This window comes from Pseudoduganella sp. S-14 (genome assembly GCF_049913285.1).
GTDB lineage: Bacteria > Pseudomonadota > Gammaproteobacteria > Burkholderiales > Burkholderiaceae_D > Rugamonas.
This window is the reverse complement of the sequence record NZ_CP183991.1, coordinates 6,361,134-6,377,940: the sequence shown is the minus strand read 5'-3', so window position 1 is coordinate 6,377,940 and position 16,807 is coordinate 6,361,134. Positions and strand designations below refer to the sequence as shown.

8 protein-coding genes and 3 rRNA genes are annotated in these 16,807 nt (G+C 59.2%); 8 read left to right on the top strand and 3 right to left on the bottom strand.

Annotated elements, in window-relative coordinates; genetic code table 11:
• Positions 1-4 precede the first annotated feature (4 nt).
• A complete protein-coding gene (locus ACN9MZ_RS29350) occupies positions 5-1,951 on the bottom strand; it encodes a sigma-54-dependent Fis family transcriptional regulator (RefSeq protein ID WP_426340284.1) in 1,947 nt (648 codons plus the stop codon).
• Between the two features lie 464 nt (positions 1,952-2,415).
• On the opposite strand from ACN9MZ_RS29350, the gene ACN9MZ_RS29345 reads away from it, so the two are divergent.
• From ACN9MZ_RS29345 to rrf, 3 genes are all read left to right on the top strand, one after another.
• Positions 2,416-3,946: ribosomal RNA gene (locus ACN9MZ_RS29345) — 16S ribosomal RNA — on the top strand.
• A gap of 225 nt (positions 3,947-4,171) precedes the next feature.
• Positions 4,172-7,044, top strand: a 23S ribosomal RNA gene (locus ACN9MZ_RS29340).
• 88 nt (positions 7,045-7,132) lie between these two features.
• A 5S ribosomal RNA gene (gene rrf, locus ACN9MZ_RS29335) occupies positions 7,133-7,245 on the top strand.
• The 16S, 23S and 5S rRNA genes sit together here, the layout of an rRNA operon.
• A 78-nt stretch (positions 7,246-7,323) precedes the next feature.
• On the opposite strand, the gene ACN9MZ_RS29330 is transcribed toward rrf, so the two are convergent.
• Positions 7,324-8,019, bottom strand: a complete 696-nt coding sequence (locus tag ACN9MZ_RS29330) for a FadR/GntR family transcriptional regulator (protein ID WP_426340283.1) — start codon at positions 8,017-8,019, stop codon at positions 7,324-7,326.
• 108 nt (positions 8,020-8,127) lie between these two features.
• On the opposite strand from ACN9MZ_RS29330, the gene ACN9MZ_RS29325 reads away from it, so the two are divergent.
• The 5 genes from ACN9MZ_RS29325 to ACN9MZ_RS29305 all read left to right on the top strand — a co-directional run bounded on the left by ACN9MZ_RS29325 (position 8,128) and on the right by ACN9MZ_RS29305 (position 14,802).
• A complete protein-coding gene (locus tag ACN9MZ_RS29325; protein WP_426340282.1) occupies positions 8,128-8,940 on the top strand; it encodes a (Fe-S)-binding protein in 813 nt (270 codons plus the stop codon).
• Entirely contained in the window at positions 8,937-9,638 is a 702-nt protein-coding gene (locus tag ACN9MZ_RS29320) for a LutC/YkgG family protein (RefSeq protein ID WP_426340281.1), read from the top strand. Before ACN9MZ_RS29325 ends, ACN9MZ_RS29320 begins: the two co-directional genes overlap by 4 nt.
• Positions 9,635-11,080 carry a LutB/LldF family L-lactate oxidation iron-sulfur protein gene (locus tag ACN9MZ_RS29315; protein WP_426340280.1) on the top strand — a complete coding sequence of 482 codons (1,446 nt, stop codon included), beginning with the start codon at positions 9,635-9,637 and terminating at the stop codon, positions 11,078-11,080. Before ACN9MZ_RS29320 ends, ACN9MZ_RS29315 begins: the two co-directional genes overlap by 4 nt.
• Positions 11,081-11,150: 70 nt before the next feature.
• Positions 11,151-12,863 carry a lactate permease LctP family transporter gene (locus ACN9MZ_RS29310; RefSeq protein WP_426340279.1) on the top strand — a complete coding sequence of 571 codons (1,713 nt, stop codon included), beginning with the start codon at positions 11,151-11,153 and terminating at the stop codon, positions 12,861-12,863.
• Between the two features lie 211 nt (positions 12,864-13,074).
• Positions 13,075-14,802 carry a M4 family metallopeptidase gene (locus ACN9MZ_RS29305; protein ID WP_426340278.1) on the top strand — a complete coding sequence of 576 codons (1,728 nt, stop codon included), beginning with the start codon at positions 13,075-13,077 and terminating at the stop codon, positions 14,800-14,802.
• A gap of 54 nt (positions 14,803-14,856) precedes the next feature.
• Here ACN9MZ_RS29305 and ACN9MZ_RS29300 read toward each other — a convergent pair whose 3' ends face one another.
• Positions 14,857-16,734 (bottom strand): reverse transcriptase domain-containing protein, encoded by a 1,878-nt coding sequence (locus ACN9MZ_RS29300; RefSeq protein ID WP_426340277.1) that lies wholly within the window; start codon positions 16,732-16,734, stop codon positions 14,857-14,859.
• Between the last annotated feature and the right edge of the window lie 73 nt (positions 16,735-16,807).

Here is a 16,807-nt window from a genome sequence, read left to right as displayed (position 1 = left end):
GGCGCTACTTGAGATGGGGCAGCTTGCGATAGATCGTGTTGCGCGAAACGCCCAGGGCGCGGGCGGTGGCGGAGACATTGCCGCCGTGCGCTTCGAGCGTACGCACGATGAGGGTCTGCTCCATGTCTTCCAGCCGAGCGCCGGTGCAGGGCATTGTTGCAGCAGTCGCAGCGACGCTCGAAACGGCGGCGGATGGCGCGGGAGTGCCATCGGTGGCGACGTCCGCCTGTGCCTCACGCATGTCGTCCAGGAAGTCGTCCGGCATATGCTGCATGCTGATCTCGCCCTCGTCGCCGGCCATCACCACGCCGGTGCGTAACAGGTTGGTGAGCTGGCGGAAATTACCGGGCCATTTGTGACGCAAGAAGAGCTGCATCAACTCGGGTGAAACCGTATAGCGTCTGCCGCCGCTATCGGTCGTCAGGATCTTGTTGACCACGGTTTCCAGGTCGGTGCGCTCGCGCAGCGGCGGCAGCTTCACGACCAGACCGTTCAGCCGATAATACAGGTCTTCGCGGAACAGTCCCTTCGCCATGCGGTCGCGCAAGTTATGGTTGGTGGCGCAAATTACTTCCACATTTACCGGAATCGACTTGCCACTGCCAAGCGGCGTGACCATTCGCTCTTGCAGCACCCGTAGCAGGCGCGCCTGCAAGGGAAACGGCATGTCGCCTATCTCGTCGAGGAACAGGGTGCCGCCATTGGCTTGAAGGATCTTGCCGATTGCGCCCTTCTTGCGGGCGCCGGTGAACGCTCCATCCTCATAGCCGAACAGTTCAGACTCGATCAGGGTTTCAGGGATTGATGCGCAATTGACCGGCACGAAGGGGCCCTGGGCACGGGGCGAGTCGTTGTGGATGGCCTGCGCCAGCAGTTCCTTGCCGGTGCCGGTTTCGCCCATGATCATGATCGGGATATCCTTGCCCAACACGCGGGTGACCTTGTCGATCACCGCCTCGAGCTGCTGGTCGCCGGTGCGCAGGTAGCGCAGGCCGGACAGCCGACGCGCCGTCTGGGCTGGATTGGTCTGCACCGGATGACTCTCCTCACGCGCTGAAATGATCGGGTGCTGGAAATGATTGTTTGCCAGACGAAGCTGGGCGCGGCCGAACACGCGCACGCCGCTATGCAGACAAAGGTCGAGCAGGCCAGGTGCCGCAGTGCGATAGTGGTCGAACAGTGCCGAAACCGGCAGCCCGAACAAGGAACTGAATGTGTGCGATTGCAGGGCTGCGAAAGATAGTCCCAACTGGAACAAGCCGGCGCGGTTGGCTGCGATGAAGCGTCCGCCAGGCGTAAATGAGGCGATACCCTCCATCAACGTGCCTATAAATTCAGCACGGGCGTGGAAGTGCAGGGTGATGACGTCTTCAAAGGCGGCGGCAAACAGCTGGTTCTCGACCATCAGGGCCGACATCCGCACCAAGGCCATGGTGTGCTTATGGAAGGAGCGCTGGTCGCCCGAGACATCGAGCACGCCAATCACATTGCCAGCATGGTCGGTAATCGGCGCCGCGGAGCAGGTCAGGAAGTGGTTGGCTTGCAGGAAATGTTGATCGGCATGCACCAGGGCCGGCTTGGCTTCGGCGATGGCGGTGCCGATCGCATTAGTGCCTTTACATTGCTCGGACCAGGTGGCGCCGGCCTGCAAGGCGACGCGGTTGGCCTTTTCCAGGAAGTCCTCGTCACCAAGGGAGTGCAGGATCACGCCTTTGGCATCCGTCAGGATCACCATATTATGAGTGTTCACGATTTGCTGGTAGAGCGTTTCCATCGCCGGCACGGCATGCGTGTGCAGCAAGCGGTTCTGTTCAATGATATTGGACAGGGAGCAGCGGTCGATGGGCCCCAGGTCTACGTCGCTGCATGGATCGAGGCCATAAGTGCGTGAGCGCAGATGCGCAGTCTCGATGATTGCGTTGTTCACATTTGGAACAGTTTCCTGTTGCATGTCTCCCCCAGCAGCCTTTGCGGCTTTCTTTAATGTAGCACCTGTGTCAAAACTGAACAAAAGCAGATTGCCAGACGCGTTGCATTGTTAAGCAAGCAAACAAGATGCCAGATACCCCTTGCGCTCTGGGAGCCAGTCGGCTATAGTTCTGTCCCTCGCAACGCAGCGCTGACAAATCAGTAAAGCGAAACGAGAAAAAGAAGGGGTTGACGAGTTGCACGCTGTACCGCATAATCTCGCTTCTCTGCTGCTGACGAACACAACGCTTCGTCGAACAAACAAGGCAGCGATCTTTAAAAATCAACAGTCGATAAGTGTGGGCGTTTGACGATATGTCCGGACCTTCGGGTCCGATGCTCAAAATATACGTTATAACGCTCGCACAAAATTAAACGTAATCTCGAAAGAGATTCGTCAGTATTTTGAGTGAGTGACCTCGATAGCAATATCGAAAAACAGAGATTGAACTGAAGAGTTTGATCCTGGCTCAGATTGAACGCTGGCGGCATGCTTTACACATGCAAGTCGAACGGCAGCGCGGGCTTCGGCCTGGCGGCGAGTGGCGAACGGGTGAGTAATATATCGGAACGTACCCAAGAGTGGGGGATAACGTAGCGAAAGTTACGCTAATACCGCATACGATCTAAGGATGAAAGCAGGGGATCGCAAGACCTTGTGCTCCTGGAGCGGCCGATATCTGATTAGCTAGTTGGTGAGGTAAAGGCTCACCAAGGCAACGATCAGTAGCTGGTCTGAGAGGACGACCAGCCACACTGGAACTGAGACACGGTCCAGACTCCTACGGGAGGCAGCAGTGGGGAATTTTGGACAATGGGGGCAACCCTGATCCAGCAATGCCGCGTGAGTGAAGAAGGCCTTCGGGTTGTAAAGCTCTTTTGTCAGGGAAGAAAAGGGTCTGGCTAATATCCAGATCTGCTGACGGTACCTGAAGAATAAGCACCGGCTAACTACGTGCCAGCAGCCGCGGTAATACGTAGGGTGCAAGCGTTAATCGGAATTACTGGGCGTAAAGCGTGCGCAGGCGGTTTCGTAAGTCTGTCGTGAAATCCCCGGGCTTAACCTGGGAATGGCGATGGAGACTGCGAGGCTAGAGTTTGGCAGAGGGGGGTAGAATTCCACGTGTAGCAGTGAAATGCGTAGAGATGTGGAGGAACACCGATGGCGAAGGCAGCCCCCTGGGTCAAAACTGACGCTCATGCACGAAAGCGTGGGGAGCAAACAGGATTAGATACCCTGGTAGTCCACGCCCTAAACGATGTCTACTAGTTGTTGGGTCTTAATTGACTTAGTAACGCAGCTAACGCGTGAAGTAGACCGCCTGGGGAGTACGGTCGCAAGATTAAAACTCAAAGGAATTGACGGGGACCCGCACAAGCGGTGGATGATGTGGATTAATTCGATGCAACGCGAAAAACCTTACCTACCCTTGACATGGCAGGAATCCTGGAGAGATCCGGGAGTGCTCGAAAGAGAACCTGCACACAGGTGCTGCATGGCTGTCGTCAGCTCGTGTCGTGAGATGTTGGGTTAAGTCCCGCAACGAGCGCAACCCTTGTCATTAGTTGCTACGCAAGAGCACTCTAATGAGACTGCCGGTGACAAACCGGAGGAAGGTGGGGATGACGTCAAGTCCTCATGGCCCTTATGGGTAGGGCTTCACACGTCATACAATGGTACATACAGAGGGCCGCCAACCCGCGAGGGGGAGCTAATCCCAGAAAGTGTATCGTAGTCCGGATTGTAGTCTGCAACTCGACTACATGAAGTTGGAATCGCTAGTAATCGCGGATCAGCATGTCGCGGTGAATACGTTCCCGGGTCTTGTACACACCGCCCGTCACACCATGGGAGCGGGTTTCACCAGAAGTGGGTAGCTTAACCGCAAGGAGGGCGCCTACCACGGTGGGATTCGTGACTGGGGTGAAGTCGTAACAAGGTAGCCGTATCGGAAGGTGCGGCTGGATCACCTCCTTTCTAGAGTCGGCATCAGACTCAAACGCTCACACTTATCGGCTGTTGGAACAAGATTTCAAACGTAAGCGACCACGCTTAGGTTTGAACTTTATGTTCATCGTTCTTTAACAATCTGGAAGAAGTAAAAGTTTTATTAAGCGATATCGCAAGATATCACTTAGGGTAGTAGTAAAACTCATCAAACACAGTAGTAAGTGCTTGAACTTGTAGCCGTCAAGGTTATAGGGACAAGTGAATAAGTGCACATGGTGGATGCCTTGGCGATTACAGGCGATGAAGGACGTAGAAGTCTGCGATAAGCTTCGGGGAGCTGACAAACAAGCATTGATCCGAAGATTTCCGAATGGGGAAACCCGGCCTTATAGGTCATCACTCACTGAATACATAGGTGTGTGAAGCGAACGCGGCGAACTGAAACATCTAAGTAGCTGCAGGAAAAGAAATCAACCGAGATTCCCAAAGTAGTGGCGAGCGAAATGGGAAGAGCCTGTACGTGATAGTCGTTTGGATAATGGAACAGATTGGAAACTCTGGCCATAGCGGGTGATAGCCCCGTACATGAAATCCAAGCGGTGGTACTAAGCGTACGACAAGTAGGGCGGGACACGAGAAATCCTGTCTGAACATGGGGGGACCATCCTCCAAGGCTAAATACTCGTAATCGACCGATAGTGAACCAGTACCGTGAGGGAAAGGCGAAAAGAACCCCGGGAGGGGAGTGAAATAGATCCTGAAACCGTGTGCATACAAACAGTCGGAGCCTCGTAAGGGGTGACGGCGTACCTTTTGTATAATGGGTCAGCGACTTACATTCAGTGGCGAGGTTAACCGAATAGGGGAGCCGTAGAGAAATCGAGTCCGAACAGGGCGCCAGTCGCTGGGTGTAGACCCGAAACCAAGTGATCTATCCATGGCCAGGTTGAAGGTGCGGTAACACGCACTGGAGGACCGAACCCACTAATGTTGAAAAATTAGGGGATGAGCTGTGGATAGGGGTGAAAGGCTAAACAAACTTGGAAATAGCTGGTTCTCTCCGAAAACTATTTAGGTAGTGCCTCAAGTATCACCGACGGGGGTAGAGCACTGTTATGGCTAGGGGGTCATCGCGACTTACCAAACCATTGCAAACTCCGAATACCGTTGAGTGCGAGCTTGGGAGACAGACATCGGGTGCTAACGTCCGGTGTCAAGAGGGAAACAACCCAGACCGCCAGCTAAGGTCCCAAAGATTGGCTAAGTGGAAAACGAAGTGGGAAGGCTAAAACAGTCAGGATGTTGGCTTAGAAGCAGCCATCATTTAAAGAAAGCGTAATAGCTCACTGATCGAGTCGTCCTGCGCGGAAGATGTAACGGGGCTAAGCCAGTCACCGAAGCTGCGGATATCCGCAAGGATATGGTAGGAGAGCGTTCTGTAAGCCTGCGAAGGTGTCTTGTGAAGGATGCTGGAGGTATCAGAAGTGCGAATGCTGACATGAGTAGCGATAATGCGGGTGAAAAGCCCGCACGCCGTAAGCCCAAGGTTTCCTGTTCAACGTTCATCGGAGCAGGGTGAGTCGGCCCCTAAGGCGAGGCAGAGATGCGTAGCTGATGGGAAGCAGGTTAATATTCCTGCACCGTCGTATGATGCGATGGGGGGACGGATCGCGGAAGGTTGTCTGCCTGTTGGAATAGGCAGTTTCTGGTTCATAGAAGGCGCTTAGGCAAATCCGGGCGCGTAATTCAAGGGACTGGGACGAGCGGGTTTATCTCGCGAAGCAATCGGAAGTGGTTCCAAGAAAAGCCTCTAAGCTTCAGTCATACGAGACCGTACCGCAAACCGACACAGGTGGGCGAGATGAGTATTCTAAGGCGCTTGAGAGAACTCGGGAGAAGGAACTCGGCAAATTGGTACCGTAACTTCGGGATAAGGTACGCCTCGGTAGCTTGACCACTTTACTGTGGAAGGGCGAAAAGGTTGCAATAAACTGGTGGCTGCGACTGTTTAATAAAAACACAGCACTCTGCAAACACGAAAGTGGACGTATAGGGTGTGACGCCTGCCCGGTGCTGGAAGATTAAATGATGGGGTGCAAGCTCTTGATTGAAGTCCCAGTAAACGGCGGCCGTAACTATAACGGTCCTAAGGTAGCGAAATTCCTTGTCGGGTAAGTTCCGACCTGCACGAATGGCGTAACGATGGCCACACTGTCTCCTCCCGAGACTCAGCGAAGTTGAAGTGTTTGTGATGATGCAATCTACCCGCGGCTAGACGGAAAGACCCCATGAACCTTTACTGTAGCTTTGCATTGGACTTTGAACCAATCTGTGTAGGATAGGTGGGAGGCTTTGAAGTAGGGACGCCAGTTCCTATGGAGCCATCCTTGAAATACCACCCTGGTTTGTTTGAGGTTCTAACCTTGGTCCGTAATCCGGATCGGGGACAGTGCATGGTAGGCAGTTTGACTGGGGCGGTCTCCTCCCAAACGGTAACGGAGGAGTTCGAAGGTACGCTAGGTACGGTCGGACATCGTGCTAATAGTGCAATGGCATAAGCGTGCTTAACTGCGAGACCGACAAGTCGAGCAGGTACGAAAGTAGGACATAGTGATCCGGTGGTTCTGTATGGAAGGGCCATCGCTCAACGGATAAAAGGTACTCTGGGGATAACAGGCTGATTCCTCCCAAGAGTTCATATCGACGGGGGAGTTTGGCACCTCGATGTCGGCTCATCACATCCTGGGGCTGTAGCCGGTCCCAAGGGTATGGCTGTTCGCCATTTAAAGTGGTACGTGAGCTGGGTTTAAAACGTCGTGAGACAGTTTGGTCCCTATCTGCCGTGGGCGTTGGAAATTTGAAGGGGGCTGCTCCTAGTACGAGAGGACCGGAGTGGACGAACCTCTGGTGTACCGGTTGTCACGCCAGTGGCATTGCCGGGTAGCTAAGTTCGGAAGAGATAACCGCTGAAAGCATCTAAGCGGGAAACTTGCCTTAAGATGAGATTTCCCGGAGCCTTGAGCTCCTTGAAGGGTCGTTCGAGACCAGGACGTTGATAGGTCAGGTGTGGAAGTGCAGTAATGCATTAAGCTAACTGATACTAATTGCCCGTACGGCTTGTCCCTATAACCTTGACGGTTATGTAGCACTTACACAGTGTTTGAGAACACTACCCCCCGCTTTTACTTCTTCCCGGATTGTTGACAAGTCATGCCTGATGACCATAGCAAGTCGGTCCCACCCCTTCCCATCCCGAACAGGACCGTGAAACGACTTTGCGCCGATGATAGTGCTGCAACCAGTGTGAAAGTAGGTTATCGTCAGGCTCTTATTAGAAAAGCCCGCTAGGCATGTGCCATCGGGCTTTTTGTTTTGCGCGTCCGATGGGTTACTGGTTGGACCAGTCAGGCCGCCTCCAGCTTGCCCGCCACGTAGTCGATATGCGCTTGCATCGCGGTGCGCGCCGCCTCCGGCTTGCGCGCGCAAATGGCTTGGCAGATTGCGCGGTGCTGTTGCAATAGCTGGCCGGATACCTCGTCATCCAGTGCCCGCAAATTGGAGCCATTCAGCGTAATGTGTTCGCGCAGTATTCCCAGCACGCTGGCATGCAGGTGCAGGAACATGCTGTTGTGAGATGCCAGTGCGATGGCCTCATGCAGTTCCGCGTCGAGTGCCGCTTCCTTTGCGGCGTGATCGTCCTGGCGCGCTTGCTCAAGCCCCGCCAGCAGGGCGCGAATGCCGGCATACTCTGCATCAGTACCGCGCAGCGCGGCGTAATAGGCCGTGGCGCCTTCCAGTACACGGCGAAACTCCAGCACCTCACTCAATAGCACCGGATGATCGACGACCAGTTGCGCCCACGGCGATGAGCTGCCGGTGCGTAGTTGATCGCCCACGAACATGCCCGCGCCAGGGCGGCTGCGCAGCAGGCCTCGGGCCACCATCCTTTGCAGCGCCTCGCGTATCGTATTGCGCGACACCGAGAACTGCTCGGCGAGCACTCGCTCCGACGGCAGCTTGGCGTTGGCGGGATAGCGGCCATCCAGCAGCGCCACTTCCAGTTGGCGTTGTACATCTTCTACCAGCCCGCTTGTTTTCATCTTGACGATCTCCTTTTGCGGCTCCTGGTCCAACCAGTTTGCGGCGCCGCCGGCATGCGGGAATTATGGGACCTGTCGACGGAATAAGCAAAACAGAGGAGACGCGCCATGAGGTCCCGACACTACCCATCGCTGGCAAGCCAGCGCCATCAACACGTGTACCTGTTCGGTACCTGCGTGGTCGACTTGTTCATGCCGGAAGCGGGGCTCGATGCTGTACGCCTGCTCGAGCAGCAGGGCGTCACCGTGCACTTCCCACGTGGCCAAAGCTGCTGCGGCCAGCCCGCCTACAGCAGCGGCAACCCTGAGCAGGCGCAAGCCGTGGTGCGCGCGCAGTTGGACTTGTTCCCGCAGCCATGGCCAGTGATAGTGCCGTCCGGCTCTTGCGCGGGCATGATGAGGCATCACTGGCCGGAACTGTTCAAAGACGATCCGGAGGCTGCCGCCAAAGCGCGTGAGCTTTCAGGGCGCATCTACGAACTGAGCGAATTCCTGCTGCATGTGCTGCACGTCGACTTCCAGGCTGCGCCTGCGCAGGGCAATGAAAAAGTGGTGCTGCACACCTCTTGCGGCGCCCGGCGTGAAATGGGCACCAGGGAGCATGGCGTGGCATTGCTCGACTCCTTGCCTGGCGTGACACGCGTGGAGCATCAGCGCGAATCGGAGTGCTGTGGTTTTGGCGGCACCTTCTCGCTCAAGCATCCCGACATTTCCGGCGCGATGGTCGCCGACAAGATCGCTGCGGCCTGCGCGACAGGCTGCACGCGCCTGGTTTCTGCCGACTGCGGCTGCCTGCTGAATATCGGTCATGCAGCGCAGCACCAAGGGGCGCCGCTCAAAGTGGAGCATATGGCCAGCTTCCTGTGGCGCCGCCTGAACGGCCATGCCGCCGCGCCGGAGCAGGCTGGAGGTGCGCAATGAGCAGCATGGGTAGCCGCGAGCGCATCCTCGGCGCCTTGCGCATTGCCGCGCCGGCCGCGACGCCGGACAGCCGCGACCTGGAGTCGCGCATCAACCAGCATCATGCACGTGGCGCCCTGCGCGCAGCCTCGCCGAAGCAGCGTGCGGACGTCATGGAGAGCGTCATGACTTCGGTGCGCACGGAAGTCTGGCGTAGCAGCGCCGCGAAATGGCCCTCACTGTTGGCCGACAGGCTTGGGCGGGCCGGCGTGCAGCGCTTGCTGCTCGATCGTGCCACCGCCGAAGGCGCGGCGCTGGCTTCTGCACTGCCGGCCGGGATGCAGGCCCTCTCGTTCGCGCAGCCGCTGGAAGCGTGGAAGGACTCATTGTTCTCCTCGGTGGATGCAGGCTTTACCGTGGCGCGTTCCGGAATCGCAGCCACCGGAACGCTGGTGCTGGCGCCCGATGCGGGCACGCCGCGTACCGTATCGCTTGTGCCGCCGCTGCACGTGGCGCTGGTGTATGCGAGCACGCTGCATGCCGACCTGCATGCGGCCGTGCACGCCGAGCGCTGGTGCGCCGGCATGCCGACCAACCTGGTGCTGGTATCGGGCCCTTCAAAAACCTCGGATATCCAGCAAACCCTGGCCTACGGCGCGCACGGGCCAGCCGCACTGTGGGTGGTGATCGTCGATGACGACATGGAGGTGCAGGCATGAACGCGCGGCCAATGCACTTTGTTTCGCCGGCCGATTTTCGTGAGCGGGTCAGCGGAGCCTTGCAGGACCAGGCCCTGCGCTCCAGCATGCGCGGCGCGATGGATTTCCTGCAAGCCAAGCGCAGCAACCAATTCCCCGACACTGACGAACTGGAACAACTGCGCGACCTGGGCGAAGCGATACGCCAGCATGCGCTGGCCAACCTGCCGGACCTGCTGGTGCAGTTCGAATCCAGCCTGCAGGCATTGGGCGTGCACGTGCACTGGGCCGCGACGGCGGATGAAGCCAACGCCATCATTCACGAAATCGCGCAGCGCCACGGTGCCCGCAGCATCGTCAAAGGCAAGTCGATGGCCAGCGAAGAGGTGGAACTGAACCACTACATGGCCGAACGCGGCATCGACTGTATCGAATCCGACATGGGCGAATACATCGTGCAGCTGGCGCAGGAAAAGCCTTCGCATATCGTCATGCCGGCCCTGCACAAGACGCGCGCCGAGATTGGCGCCTTGTTCGAACGCCACTTGCCCGGCACACCCTATACAGAAGATGTCGACACGCTGATCCTGGCAGGCCGGCGCAGCTTGCGTCAGAAATTCGCCGATGCGGATATCGGCCTGTCCGGCGTCAACTTTGCGGCAGCCGATACCGGCACCCTGTGGCTGGTGGAGAACGAGGGCAACGGCCGTTTGTCGACCACGGTGCCGGATGTGCATATCGCCCTGATGGGCATGGAGAAGGTGGTGGCAAGGCTGGAGCATATTGTGCCGCTGGCGAGCCTCTTGACGCGCTCGGCCACCGGCCAGGCCATTACTACTTATTTCAACCTGGTCACAGGGCCGCGCCGGGCCGGCGAACTGGATGGTCCGCGCGAAATGCACGTGGTGCTGCTCGATAACGGACGCACACAGGCCTATGCCGACCAGCAGTTGCGTGCCACCTTGCAGTGCATCCGCTGCGGCGCTTGCATGAACCACTGCCCGGTATATGAGCGAGTGGGCGGGCATGCATACGGCACCACGTATCCGGGGCCGATCGGCAAGATCATTTCCCCGCATCTGCTGGGACTGGAGGAGACGGCCGACCTGGTGACAGCTTCCAGCCTGTGCGGCGCCTGTGCCGAAGTATGTCCGGTGCGCATTCCGATTCCGTCGCTGCTGGTACGGCTGCGCACCGAGGCGAACCGCGATCCTGCACAGCAGGTAGAGCGTCCGCTGCGCGGCCAGGGGGCCAGCTTCAGCCGCGGTGACCGGCTGGTGTGGCGCTTCTGGAGCGGCGCCTTCGCGCGCCCCTTAGTCTATCGCTGGTTCCGTTGGATGGCGACCCGGCTGCGTGCTTTTGCTCCGTCCTCCCAACTGGGGTGGACACGTCATCGTGCACCGCTGGTGCCGGCCAGGCGCAGCCTGTCCGACCTGTTGCGGGAAAGGGGGCAGGCGGAATAAGGATTGTTGCACCCATTACGGCGCCTGGCGCCGGCATAAGAAAAATTTCAAACCATTGGAGGAGAGTCAAATGCAAACCTGGAACCAGATCTATGCCCCGTTGGGCAGCCTGGGGCTGTCGGCCCTGGTCGCCGCCATTCCCATTCTCTTTTTCTTTGTGGCGCTGGCAGTCTGGCGCCTCAAAGGCCATGTCGCCGCCGCCGTGACGTTGGCATTGTCGATTGCAGTCGCGATTTTCTGTTATGGCATGCCGGTGCCGCAGGCGCTGGCTGCTGCGGGCTACGGCTTTGCTTACGGAATGTGGCCCATCGCCTGGATCATTATCAGCGCGGTGTTCCTGTACAAGGTGGTTGAACGTACCGGCCAGCTCGAAATCATCCGCGCGTCGGTGGTATCGATTACGGACGACCAGCGCCTGCAGATGCTGCTGATCGGGTTTTCCTTCGGCGCCTTCCTGGAAGGTGCGGCAGGCTTTGGCGCGCCGGTGGCGATCACCTCCGCGCTGCTGGTTGGCCTGGGCTTCAATCCGCTGTACGCGGCCGGCCTGTGCCTGATTGCCAATACCGCGCCGGTGGCCTTTGGCGCCATGGGCATTCCCATTATCGTTGCGGGGCAGGTCACTGGCCTCGACGCGATGAACATCGGCGCCATGGCCGGCCGCCAGTTGCCGCTGCTGTCGCTGCTGGTGCCTTTCTGGCTGGTGTTCATGATGGACGGCAAGCGCGGCATCAAGGAGACCTGGCCCGCAGCGCTGGTGGCCGGCGGCAGTTTTGCCGTCACGCAGTACATCACCTCCAACTATATTGGTCCGGAACTGCCTGACATCACCTCCGCCCTGGTCAGCCTGGGCGCCCTGACCGGCTTCCTGAAGGTATGGCAGCCTGCCAGCGCCAGGGCTGGCGCCCGCAATACCATTTCGATGGGGGGCGGCACGGCGGCCATGTCGCCGTTCGGCGGTGCTGCGGCAGCGGGCACGGAGCCGCGCAGCCGCAGCAAATCGCCATACACCACCGCGCAAACGATGCGCGCCTGGGCGCCGTTTGGCCTGCTGACTGCAGTGGTGACGGTGTGGAGCCTGCCGCAATTCAAGGCGCTGTTTGCAGCCAAAGGCGCACTGGCCGGCACTGTGCTGAAGTTCCACGTGCCATACCTGGACATGATGGTGGTCAAGATGGCGCCGATTGTAGCAGCGCCCAAGGCATATGAGGCGGTCTTCAAGCTGGACCTGGTCTCGGCCGTCGGCACGGCGATCCTGGTTTCGACGCTGCTGTCGATGGTCTTGCTGCGCTTTAGCCTGGGCAACGGCTTGCGGGCCTTGCGCGACACCGTGCTTGAACTGCGCCGTCCCGTGCTGTCGATTGGGCTGGTACTGGCGTTTGCGTTCGTCGCCAACTACTCGGGCATGTCGTCCACGCTGGCATTGGTGCTGGCCGGAACCGGCGCGGCCTTCCCGTTCTTCTCGCCTTTCCTCGGCTGGCTCGGCGTGTTCCTGACCGGCTCCGATACCTCGTCGAATGCCTTGTTCTGCTCCCTGCAGAACACCACCGCGCACCAGGTCGGGGTATCCGATACGCTGCTGGTGGCCGCGAATACGACCGGTGGCGTGACCGGCAAGATGATCTCGCCGCAGTCGATTGCCGTTGCCTGCGCCGCCACGGGCCTGGTCGGACGGGAGTCCGAATTGTTCCGCTTCACGCTCAAGCACAGCCTGCTGTTTGCCGCCATCGTTGGGCTGATGACGGTCTTGCAGGCCTATGTGTTTACCGGAATGGTGCCGCACTGACGCGGGCCGCAAACTGGTCCAGGCCTGTCTTGCGAATGAAGGCAAGGCAGGCCGTTTTCTTTCGAAAGTCTCAAATGCGACATACAACAGAAAGTTGTCTCAATTTTGTGCAAACGTTGACTAGCTCCATGCAACCTAGCTAGTGTTGGTATTCGAGCCGGAGAAACCGGACGACAGAACACCAGACCATCACGGGACTAATGGAGCAAAAATGAAGATTCGCAAGACCCTGATCGCGGCAGCGATCACCCTTGTAGCAGCACAAGCTGGCGCGGCCAGCATGATGGCCAGCCCAGTCGCATTCTCCGCCCAGGAAAAGGCACGCCTGCTGGCAACCCTGAACGGCGAACGCGGCAAGTTTGGCCTGGATACTGACCACGGCTACAGCATCGCCTCCCAGCATCCGGGCGCTTCGGGCCAGGCCATCAGCCGCATGAGCCACACCTACAAGGGCGTGCGCATTTTTGAATCCGAGTCCGTGATCGTGACCGACAAGGCCGGCAGTATCGTTGGCGAATCGGTGACCGACCGCCGCGGCAGCCTGTCTGCCAAGCGCTTCGACGTGAAGCCAACCCTGTCGGGCAGCGCCGCCATTTCCAAGGCAATGGCAACCCTGCCGGCAGCCGCCAGCCACATCGACCCGCCGTCCGCTGAACTGATCATCTTCCCGGTCATGAAGACCGTGCGCGTTGCCGGCGCCGAATCCAAGGCCGAAGCCGACCTGAATGCACTGGACGTGAAAGACGTGGTGGACAGCTACCAGCTCGCCTACCTGGTGAAGACCCGCATGACCAAGGGACAGGAAGCCGTGTTCCACAATACCATCGTGAACGCCAGGGACGGCAGCCTGCTGGACCAGTGGAGCATGGTGCAGAGCGTGGTCGGCACCGGCCATAGCCAGTACAACGGCGATGTTCCGGTCCAGACCACCCTGTCCGGCTCCACCTACCAGATGCTCGATTCAACCCGCGGCGTCGGCGGCCAGTTCGGCGGTGCTGCAATCACCAACGCCAACCATGCTTCGACCTCCAGCCCGACTCCGGGCGTGATCTACACCAACAGCACCAACGTGTGGGGCGATGGCCAGAACTACATTTCCGGCGGCAGCACCACCAACGCCAACGGCCAGACCGCTGCCGTCAATGCGCTGTGGGGCCTGCAGAACACCTACGACACGATGAGCAATGTGCTGGGCTGGAAGTCGCTGGACGGTAACAACACCGCGACCTACATCGCCGTTCACGTGGGCACCGCTTACGACAACGCCTTCTACACCGATTCCTGCAAGTGCATGTACATCGGCGACGGTTCCAGCTTCTACAGCCTTGGTTCGATCGACGTGATCGGCCACGAAATGGGCCACGGCGTGACCGCTGCAACCTCCAACCTGACCTACCGCGGCGAGTCCGGCGGCCTGAACGAATCGTCGTCCGACATCAACGGCGAAGCGGTGGAAGCCTACGCACGCAGCGGCGGTACCGGCAGCGTCGTCAACGCCGGCAACGACTGGATGATGGGCAAGGAAATCTCGAAGACCGGTACCCCGCTGCGCTGGCTGTACAAGCCAAGCAAGGACGGCAAGAGCCCGAATGCATGGAGCACTTCCCTGAAGCGCCTCGATCCGCACTACAGCAGCGGCCCTAATAACCGCATGTTCTACTTCCTGGCCATGGGTTCGAGCTCGGTGTCCACCAGCGACTACTACTCCCAGTACCTGACCCAGGCCCCGAAAAACATGACCGGCATCGGCATCGACAAGGCATACCGCATCTGGTTCAAGGCCAACACCACCAAGCTGACTTCCGGCTCGACCTATGCTGACGCACGTGCAGCAGTCGTGGCAGCGGCGCAGGAACTGTACGGCGTTGGCAGTGTTGAAGCCAAGGCGGCCATGCGCGCTTACGCCGCGATCAACGTGGGTGCAGACGTCGCTGAATAAGCTGCTCGGCCCTGCATGAGAACCGCCAGGCACACCTGGCGGTTTTTTTTCGACTTAAGCGTGCCGCAGCACTACTGTCGCAATCACCGCTACGAACATGGTGAAGAAATAGCGCGGCCAGCCAGCGCTGAAATTTCGCCATGCCAGCACTGCAAGTACCACGGCAGCGACGAATGGAATCGGCGTGCGGAAGTTCAGGCACAGGGTCATGGCGAAGTAGAGCTGGATGAGGATAGCTACCCACGGACGTCCGGTGAATATCCCGCGGCTTTCGCGCGCGGGAGGCTGCGGCGCGGTAGCGGGCCTTGCCGCTGGCCTCGAAGGAGAGCTTGCGGGCGCAGCAGGCTTTTGCTTTGCGGCGGCTTTTGCCTGCGTCAACTGCTCCTGCGTTTTCTCCAGCACGGGGGCAGCCGGTATTGCAGCTTGCCAGAAGCCGGCCCACGGTTCCTTGCCCTGTGCCGACAAGGCGCGGAAGCCGCTGCTGCGGCGTGCGACAGCTGCGCTTGCTGCCGGCGCCTGCGAAATCCATTTAGCGCGCGCTGCCCGCACCTGTTGCAGTAACGGTGTTCCTTTCTCCGCGTCGACCATCTTGATGAACTGCGCGTAACCTTCGAGCGCATCGATCACGTTTTCATTGCCGTTCCATTGCTTGCCGGCCGGGCCGTCTTTTTCGACCTGGAACAGGGTCGCGCGGAAGCGGCGCAAGGTATCGCGGTCGAGGGACAGCTTCTTGTTGACCACGATGCCGGTCACGCTCTGGCAATGCGCATCGCTCATCACATGCTGCTTGTCCGGGTGAGGCGTGAAGCCTTCGTCGGCAATGATCTGCTTGACGCGCCATAGCAGCTTGCCGGCCAGCTTGCGCGCGGCGGCATCGCCGGAGAAAGTCAGGTCGTCGGCATAGCGGGTGTAGGTGAAGCCAAGCTTTGCGGCGCAGCTTTGCACGCGAGCGTCGAGACGCCGGCACAGGATGTTGGTCAGCGCCGGGCTGCTCGGCGCACCTTGGGGCAGGGCGCGCTCGCCGGTGGCGACAAAGAACTTTTCACCGTCAACGCTGACTTCTTCAACAGGCGTCTCCGTGCAAACCAGCCCGAGCGTGGTGGCAAGTTGTTCGCTGTAACCCAGTTCCCGGAATACGCCCTTGACGCGCGGCAGGCTGATGGACGGGAAAAAATTCTTCAGGTCCAGGTTGATGACCACGGACTTGCCCACGTGAGGCCGGGCGTTGCTGACAATCGAACGGCCAGGGATGAAACCATGCGCGGCAGGGTGCAGCGGCACCTTGGCCAGGATGTTGTCCAGCACCCAATACTGCAGGCGCTTCACCCGCGGCATTGGTGCGGAGATGATGCGTTCGCCGCCGGTTTTCTTCGGCATGGCGAAGCGGCGGTAGTGGCTGATGCGCGATACGCGGCGCTCGAAACTCAGGAAGCGCAGCTCGGGCAGCGTGATGCCGATGGCGCTTGCGAGTTCGCTCGCGTTGTTCATTGCAGGCAGCGACCAGCGCGCCAGCTTTTCGGCATCGCTCTCGGCGTGGTTCAGGCCGGCGGAAACGCCCTCGCCCAGGTAGAGCAGTTCGGCGGACTGGCGCTGATGCCAGGCCTTGGCGCGTTCAAAACGTTCGCGGGCACGCTTCTGGCGGGTCTCTTCCCGCCGTTGCCGCGCTTTGGCCATGCGCTCCTTGCGCATCGCCTTGAGGGCCTGTTCCGGGTCCTGGATGGTACGCAGTTCCTGGCCAAGGCGGTGCAGGGCGCTGCTGAGTTCCGCTTCGCGCTTGACGACTTCTTCCAGTTCGGTAGGCTCGCCGGTATTCGCAGGCCAGAAGCCGAGGCGCTGCATCTCGCCCAGCACGACTTCCTGACGCGAGCTGTTTCGCAGGCGCTCCATCAATTCTGCGCGCGTGGTGACGGGGCTGGATTCCGTGGCGCTCATTGCATGGCCTCCTTGCGAGGCGAGCGCGAAAGATGCAGACACGGCGGGATTGTCATCGAAGAGCCTTTAAGAC

What these genes read in the sequence shown, in the direction of transcription:
- ACN9MZ_RS29350 (WP_426340284.1), bottom strand. Translation starts at nt 1,951, where the DNA reads ATGCAACAGGAAACTGTTCCAAATGTGAACAACGCAATCATCGAGACT.
- ACN9MZ_RS29330 (WP_426340283.1), bottom strand. Translation starts at nt 8,019, where the DNA reads ATGAAAACAAGCGGGCTGGTAGAAGATGTACAACGCCAACTGGAAGTG.
- ACN9MZ_RS29325 (WP_426340282.1), top strand. Translation starts at nt 8,128, where the DNA reads ATGAGGTCCCGACACTACCCATCGCTGGCAAGCCAGCGCCATCAACAC.
- ACN9MZ_RS29320 (WP_426340281.1), top strand. Translation starts at nt 8,937, where the DNA reads ATGAGCAGCATGGGTAGCCGCGAGCGCATCCTCGGCGCCTTGCGCATT.
- ACN9MZ_RS29315 (WP_426340280.1), top strand. Translation starts at nt 9,635, where the DNA reads ATGAACGCGCGGCCAATGCACTTTGTTTCGCCGGCCGATTTTCGTGAG.
- ACN9MZ_RS29310 (WP_426340279.1), top strand. Translation starts at nt 11,151, where the DNA reads ATGCAAACCTGGAACCAGATCTATGCCCCGTTGGGCAGCCTGGGGCTG.
- ACN9MZ_RS29305 (WP_426340278.1), top strand. Translation starts at nt 13,075, where the DNA reads ATGAAGATTCGCAAGACCCTGATCGCGGCAGCGATCACCCTTGTAGCA.
- ACN9MZ_RS29300 (WP_426340277.1), bottom strand. Translation starts at nt 16,734, where the DNA reads ATGAGCGCCACGGAATCCAGCCCCGTCACCACGCGCGCAGAATTGATG.